The following is a 6,242-nucleotide window of genomic DNA, read 5'->3' as shown; positions in this document are numbered from 1 at the left end:
AAAGAATGTAGACAAAGTACATAGAAGAAAAATAAAAAAGGCCCGCAGAATCTGCAAGCCTTTGGGTGGAGAATAACGGATTCGAACCGATGACCTCTACACTGCCAGTGTAGCGCTCTAGCCAACTGAGCTAATTCCCCATTTTATGTTCAGGATTCGACCTGCTGACCTTCCCGAATGCCTTCGAGACGCTCTAGCCAACTGAGCTAATCCCCCAATTCGAGGTGCAAATATAGAACGGGTTTTTATACCCGCAAATAATTATTTATTCCTGGGAATAATTTATCCGAGTGAGTATGCTTCTTCCCAAAGTGACCTCGTCTGTAAATTCCAATTCTCCTCCTACAGGAATTCCTCTGGCAATGGTGCTGACTTTTACTCCTGATTCTTTGAGTCTTTTACTTAGATAAAAGGAAGTGGTGTCTCCCTCCATAGTGGCAGATAGGGCCAAAATCACCTCTTTTACCTCTCCTTCTTCCACTCTTTTAGTCAGGCTTTCGATCTTTAGGTCATCAGGTCCTATTCCTTGAATTGGAGATATCACTCCACCCAATACATGAAACAGACCAGAATATTGATTGGTATTCTCGATAGCTAAAACGTCCCTGATATCTTCCACCACACAGATGATACTTCTGTCCCGACGATGGCTCAGGCAAATACTGCACTCTTCCTGATCAGAAATGTTGTGGCAGGTTATGCAGTACTTCACTTCTTCTCTCATGCGAGAAAGTGCCAGTGCCAAAGCCTCAGTAACCGCTTCGTTTTGCTTAAGCAAATGGAGAGCAAGGCGTAATGCGGTTTTTTTTCCGATTCCAGGCAGTCTGGAGATTTCTGTTACTGCATCTTCAATGAGTTTGGAGGGGAAGTTCAAAGGGACTGGAAATTATAAAATGGCTGCCTGTATTCCTGCGTCAAGTATGGCTTCACACATGGGTTTAAGCTCAATTTTCGAGCCTTTTTTTACCGCGCATTTTCCTTTGTAATGAATGATCAAGGTACACTGCTCAGCTTGCTCAGGAGTATGCTTGCAGACTTTGATCAATACTTGGGTGACATGATCAAAAGTATTGACGTCATCATTAAAAACGACCAGGTCTGAGTCCTCCTGATCCAACAGCTCTTCCAGAAGGATTTCTACTTCTTCCAGTTCAGGTAAGGGATGGGCAAATCTGTTCATTTTGCAAAATTAAGAATATTAGCCAACTTGGCGAGGTAGATTCTTGGCTTTATGAATTACCAATTGGTTTTAGGGGTCATTTCGGCCTATTTTATCCTCCTTTTTTTGATATCCTATTTCACCTCCCGGAAAGTAACAGCTGATACTTTTTTCACTGGAGACAGACAATCTCCCTGGTTTCTGGTGGCATTTGGGATGATTGGAGCCTCTCTTTCAGGGGTGACTTTTATATCTGTACCAGGGGAGGTGGGTAATACTAACTTCTATTATTTCCAGGTTGTTTTGGGATATACCTTGGGGTACTTTACAATTGCCAAAGTTCTCCTTCCTCTTTATTATCGGCTCAATCTGGTTTCTATTTATTCCTATTTGGAGGATCGGTTTGGCTTTTGGTCCTACAAGACAGGTGCTTTTTTCTTTATTCTTTCCAGAGCTTTGGGATCCTCTTTGCGGGTCTATTTGGTAGCTAGTGTCCTTCAGTTGATTCTTTTTGATGCATTGGGGATTCCTTTTTGGGTCTCTGTTTTGATTACCGTGGGCCTAATTTGGCTTTATACTCACAGAGGAGGTATCAAAACTGTGGTATGGACTGACACCCTACAGACCCTTTTCATGCTGCTGGCTGTGGTCATTACCATAGTTATGATCGGCAATGATCTGGAATTGAAAAGCATCGGGGATTACTTTAATGCGGTATCTGAGGATAAGCGATCTGCTATTTTCAACTGGGATTGGAAAGCCGGAACCAATTTCTTTAAGCAGTTTATTTCCGGTGCTTTCATTACCATCGTAATGACTGGGCTTGACCAAGACATGATGCAGAAAAACCTCACTTGCCGGACCATTGGGGATGCCCAGAAAAACATGTTTTGGTTTACCATTATTCTGGTTGTTGTCAATCTACTTTTCCTTTCCTTGGGAATCCTTCTATACCTCTATGCAGAAACCAAGGGGCTTGCCATTCCCGCCAAAACCGATGAGCTTTTTCCATTCCTTGCTACTCAGGAATTTTCCGCCTTGGCCGGGGTGGTCTTCGTTCTTGGAATCACTGCCGCAGCTTATTCCAGTGCCGATTCTACCCTGACCGCTTTGACCACTTCCTTTTGCATTGATTTTCTCGAGATCGAAAGGAAATATGCTCCGGAAAAAAGAGTGAGTATCAGAAAAAAAGTACACATCGCTTTTACAGGCCTGATGTTTCTTTTGGTTTTGGCTTTTTATTGGCTCAACGATCAAAGTGTCATCAATTCTGTATTTATCATCGCAGGCTATACATATGGGCCTCTTTTGGGCCTATACAGTTTTGGTTTGTTTACAAAAATGAAAGTTCAGGACAAATGGGTCCCTTACCTTGCTGTGGCAGCTCCAGTATTGACATTTATTATCAGTTCCAATTCAGAAAAATGGCTTTGGGGCTACAAATTCGGTTTTGAAGCCTTGATCTTAAATGGAGCATTAATGTTTTTAGGACTGTTCCTCTTCCGGAGGAAAGGCTAAATTCCCAACTCCTTCTCCGGGTCCCAAAAAATTTTCTCAAAATCCTGTACCTGATCATTTTGGACCGAGACTCCGTCTTCTTTCAACAATTCCTGCATTCTTGTCGGGCTTCCAAAATGATGTTTGCCTGTCAATAATCCTTGTCGGTTGACGACTCTTTGGGCGGGGATGTCGGGTTGGGTATGGGCTGCATTCATCGCATAGCCCACCATTCTGGCTCCGCTCTTGAGACCCAAGTAATTGGCAATGGCTCCATAGCTGGTCACTCTCCCTTTTGGGATTTCCCTCACGACTTGATAGACGAGATCAAAGTAATTGGTTTTGTCTGCGCTCATGGTTCCAGTGAAGAAGTGCTTGATCGATTTTTTTGATCAGTTGGGACTCAGTTGATCTTGCGGTGGACTTTAAGGTAAACTGGAAGCGGAGAAGTAGGGTCTCTGATTTTCGCTCCAGAATATACAGGCTTGCTCCCTCCGAGTTGATCAAATCGGGGTGATCTTGGAGAGGTTGGCTGAGTTGGGTTTCTAGTGAATTCAGGTCCAACTCTTTTTGGTTGGACAATTCGAAGTCGAAAATGACCTGATGGGTATTGTTTTTCGAATAGTTGGTCACATCAGAAGAAAGAGCCATGCTATTAGGGATGAGGACGGTTTCTCCAGAGTCATTTTTCAGAACTAGATTGATCAGTGTAATATCCCGAATAAACCCGATATGCCTTCCGATTTGAACTTTGTCGCCAATTTCCAGCTGATCCGAAAACATCATGATCAAACCATTGACGATATTGGTAATGTAGTCCTTGGTCAGCAGGGCAATGGCAGCAGCCACAATGGTAATACTGGTGAGGAACTCTAAGGGACGAATACCAAAGGCCAACATCAAAGAAATCAGTAGTGCCAGTACATTCAAAAGCGTGGCAATCCGGTCGATCCCCACCACGAAGTTGGGCTGCACCTTTGCATCTTCCCTGTGTCGGAGGTATAAGCTTAAAGTGATAAATCGACCCAGAGAAATGATCAAATTGGAACTCAAAAGGAAAATCACTGCCCGGAAGACGTACCCAAGGATGACAAATTGCTCGAAAATGGGCCCCAAAGGACGCTCAGATTCGTAGAGAATCTCAAAAATGATCAGAAGAAGAACCTTGATGGCGAAGTTTCTTCTTCGGGTATTTTCGCGAATCCTGATAGTGGATTTGAGTTTATTCATGCGTCAAAAGAAAAATAAAGGCTATTTTTAGCAAATATAGAACTGATTGATTCATAAATGAGAAATATACTTGTAACTGGTGCAGGGGGATCTTTGGGGTCCGCAGTGGTAGAAAAATTCAAAAGAGAAGGATATCAGGTGATTGGATTACTTCGCCCAAACAGTGGAGAAGAATCAGAAGAATCCGATTACACCTATGAGGTGGATGTGACTGATGAGAGCTCCGTCTCTGAATTTGTCAAAGAATATCAGATGCAGTATGGAGAATTGGATGCGGTAGCGATGATCGTGGGAGGATTTGCGATGGGGTCTATTGAAGAAACTACCCAAAAGGACCTGTTGGACATGTTTCATCTCAATTTTTTGAGTGCTTTTAATCTGGTCAAAGGATTCCTTCCTCTGATGAAAAAGCAGCAAAATGGCACCTTCCTTTTTGTAGGAGCTAGACCGGCCTTGCAGCCTACAGATGCCAAAGGAACTTTAGCCTATTCCCTGAGTAAAAAGATGGTCATCTCCCTTTCAGAGATTCTTGCAGAAGAAGTGAAAGGTACCGATATCCGGACCCACGTTTTTGTCCCCAGCATCATAGATACTCCGGCCAACCGGGAATCCATGCCAGATTCGGATTTTACGAAATGGGTGAACCCCGCTGATATCGCAGAGGCGATGCATTATGCGGTAAATACACCATCTTTGCGTCAAATGACTTTCAAACTTTACGGAGGAGTTTAAATCCAATGAAAAGAAAAATAACCTTAACCCTTTTTCTTGCTTTGCTGATACACTTTGCATCTTTTTCTCAAACTGAAGAGCAGCAGGTAGAGCAAGTGATTCGAAGTCTGTTTGAGGGAATGAAGTCCAAAAATGCAGACCAAGTAGCGATGGCCTTCTCTGAGGATGCCTTGATGCAGACCGTGATCGCCAAGCCGGAAGGCAGTGAAGTGGGAAGCAATGCAGTGGCTGATTTTGTCAAAAGAATTGCCACCACTCCTGAGACGACCACATTGGACGAACAAATCCTTGACTATCAGATCAAGATAGATGGTACCATGGCCTCCGCTTGGACTCCCTATAAATTTTACGTCAATGGAAATTTTAGCCATTGTGGAGTCAATTCCTTTCAGTTGGTCAAAAAAGCCGAGGGTTGGAAAATCGTATATATCATAGACACCCGTCGCAAGGAGAATTGCGATTGATTGTATGAATGAATTGAAAATGAAGGTTTATCAGGCTGCTATCGCCTCCCTGAAGACCAAGAGTGAATTACTTTCCCAAGAGCGGATAAAAATCATTGAAAGCATTCTCGAAGAGGAAAAAAACAGTGCCGGAGACAAATATGAGACTAGCAGGGAGATGATCACCCAAGACCTGAACTCCTTGGAAAAGCAAATCCAGCAAAACAAAAACGATCTCGAGGAACTTTATCGCCTTTTTTCCATCAAAGACACTCCTACCAGTGTTCAAGAAGGTGCTTTGGTCAAGTTGGGTACCGATTGGTTTTTGATAGCGGTCAGTGTGGGCAAAATCAATACAGAGGGAATCAGTGTGTTTTTGATGAGTAAAAATTCCCCTTTGGGATCTTTATTGATCGGAAAGAAAAAATCCGATCCGGTGGATTTTAGAGGGAAAACACAACGGATCGAAGAGTTATTCTGATTCTTCTTAATCTTCTTTTGGTACGAAGCTCATCAGTTCCTTGGCTCCATCGAGCAAGGTCAATTGGTCTTTGCCTACTTTGAAGTTTTTGACCTGACTCAGGGCCGCCATAAACTCATCTTCTCCAGTCCCCGGGCAGGTTTTTTTGGTCATAGCCCCTGGGTCAAGTTGCAGACCGGTTCCTTCCAGCGAGAAACCTCCGGAAAAGTTGTTGCAGCCGGCAAAGCCAGCCAATCTTCCTCCTTCCAGAAAGCTAAGGCTGGGGATCCCTTGAGAAAATTTACTAAGGTCAAGGCCTTGTCCCAAAAGGGTGTTTAGTGCCCAAGAATTCCCTGTAAGTAGGCTCAGTGGATTCAAGGAACTGCTGCTGCTGCATCCTCCGAAGGATAGGATTAAAATTGCGAGAATAAAAATTCGGATTGATTTCATGGTTTCCTGATTTTGGTTTCATCGAAAAATAGGAAAAATTTTCTGAACTCTCATTTGCCTTTTGGGCTAAGATTCTATTCCTGTTTTATGAAATGATTACTTTTTATGGGGATTTTCTGTAAAAAATGCAGAAAAATCGACTTTGTTTTTCGATTCTTTTGGCTAAACCGTTTTTTCGCTGTAGACTTGTCAAGTCAATTCACCGACTTATGGTATTTGCAGCTAATTCGTACGTTTTTTCAGATCCTTTCCAGATGACTGGTAAGGCGGC

At 43.1% G+C, this 6,242-nt stretch carries 9 protein-coding genes and 1 tRNA gene; 4 read left to right on the top strand and 6 right to left on the bottom strand.

Annotated elements, in window-relative coordinates; translation table 11 throughout:
• Positions 1 to 66 precede the first annotated feature (66 nt).
• The 3 genes from AAA942_RS19990 to AAA942_RS19980 form a co-directional block, all read right to left on the bottom strand.
• Positions 67 to 140 (bottom strand) — tRNA-Ala (locus tag AAA942_RS19990).
• Between the two features lie 125 nt (positions 141 to 265).
• On the bottom strand, positions 266 to 874 hold the full coding sequence (gene recR, locus AAA942_RS19985; protein WP_338222077.1) for a recombination mediator RecR: 609 nt from the start codon (positions 872 to 874) through the stop codon (positions 266 to 268).
• Positions 875 to 886: 12 nt separating this feature from the next.
• A complete protein-coding gene (locus AAA942_RS19980; protein ID WP_338222076.1) occupies positions 887 to 1,180 on the bottom strand; it encodes an ATP-dependent Clp protease adaptor ClpS in 294 nt (97 codons plus the stop codon).
• 51 nt (positions 1,181 to 1,231) lie between these two features.
• Between AAA942_RS19980 and AAA942_RS19975 the strand changes: the two genes are divergently transcribed.
• Complete coding sequence (locus AAA942_RS19975) at positions 1,232 to 2,677, top strand: sodium:solute symporter (RefSeq protein ID WP_338222075.1); 1,446 nt, start codon at positions 1,232 to 1,234, stop codon at positions 2,675 to 2,677.
• Here AAA942_RS19975 and AAA942_RS19970 read toward each other — a convergent pair.
• Positions 2,674 to 3,012: an MGMT family protein gene (locus tag AAA942_RS19970; RefSeq protein ID WP_338222074.1), complete on the bottom strand. Its 339-nt coding sequence runs from the start codon at positions 3,010 to 3,012 to the stop codon at positions 2,674 to 2,676. The genes AAA942_RS19975 and AAA942_RS19970 overlap by 4 nt on opposite strands.
• Positions 2,984 to 3,886: a mechanosensitive ion channel family protein gene (locus AAA942_RS19965; RefSeq protein WP_338222073.1), complete on the bottom strand. Its 903-nt coding sequence runs from the start codon at positions 3,884 to 3,886 to the stop codon at positions 2,984 to 2,986. Before AAA942_RS19965 ends, AAA942_RS19970 begins: the two co-directional genes overlap by 29 nt.
• 57 nt (positions 3,887 to 3,943) lie before the next feature.
• Between AAA942_RS19965 and AAA942_RS19960 the strand changes: the two genes are divergently transcribed.
• From AAA942_RS19960 to AAA942_RS19950, 3 genes are read left to right on the top strand one after another with little or no spacing between them, the layout of a single operon-like run.
• A complete protein-coding gene (locus AAA942_RS19960; RefSeq protein WP_338222072.1) occupies positions 3,944 to 4,618 on the top strand; it encodes an SDR family NAD(P)-dependent oxidoreductase in 675 nt (224 codons plus the stop codon).
• Positions 4,619 to 4,623: 5 nt separating this feature from the next.
• Positions 4,624 to 5,082, top strand: coding sequence for a nuclear transport factor 2 family protein (locus AAA942_RS19955; RefSeq protein ID WP_338222071.1), 459 nt, complete (start codon positions 4,624 to 4,626; stop codon positions 5,080 to 5,082).
• A gap of 4 nt (positions 5,083 to 5,086) precedes the next feature.
• Complete coding sequence (locus AAA942_RS19950) at positions 5,087 to 5,542, top strand: hypothetical protein (RefSeq protein ID WP_338222070.1); 456 nt, start codon at positions 5,087 to 5,089, stop codon at positions 5,540 to 5,542.
• Between the two features lie 6 nt (positions 5,543 to 5,548).
• On the opposite strand, the gene AAA942_RS19945 is transcribed toward AAA942_RS19950, so the two are convergent.
• The gene (locus AAA942_RS19945; RefSeq protein WP_338222069.1) at positions 5,549 to 5,971 is read right to left on the bottom strand and encodes an META domain-containing protein; all 423 of its coding nucleotides are present in this window, start codon (positions 5,969 to 5,971) and stop codon (positions 5,549 to 5,551) included.
• Between the last annotated feature and the right edge of the window lie 271 nt (positions 5,972 to 6,242).

The sequence above is a fragment of the Algoriphagus sp. oki45 genome, from assembly GCF_036245605.1.
Lineage (GTDB): Bacteria > Bacteroidota > Bacteroidia > Cytophagales > Cyclobacteriaceae > Algoriphagus.
Note: the sequence above shows the minus strand (reverse complement) of the source record. Positions and strands in the feature narration are given on the sequence as shown.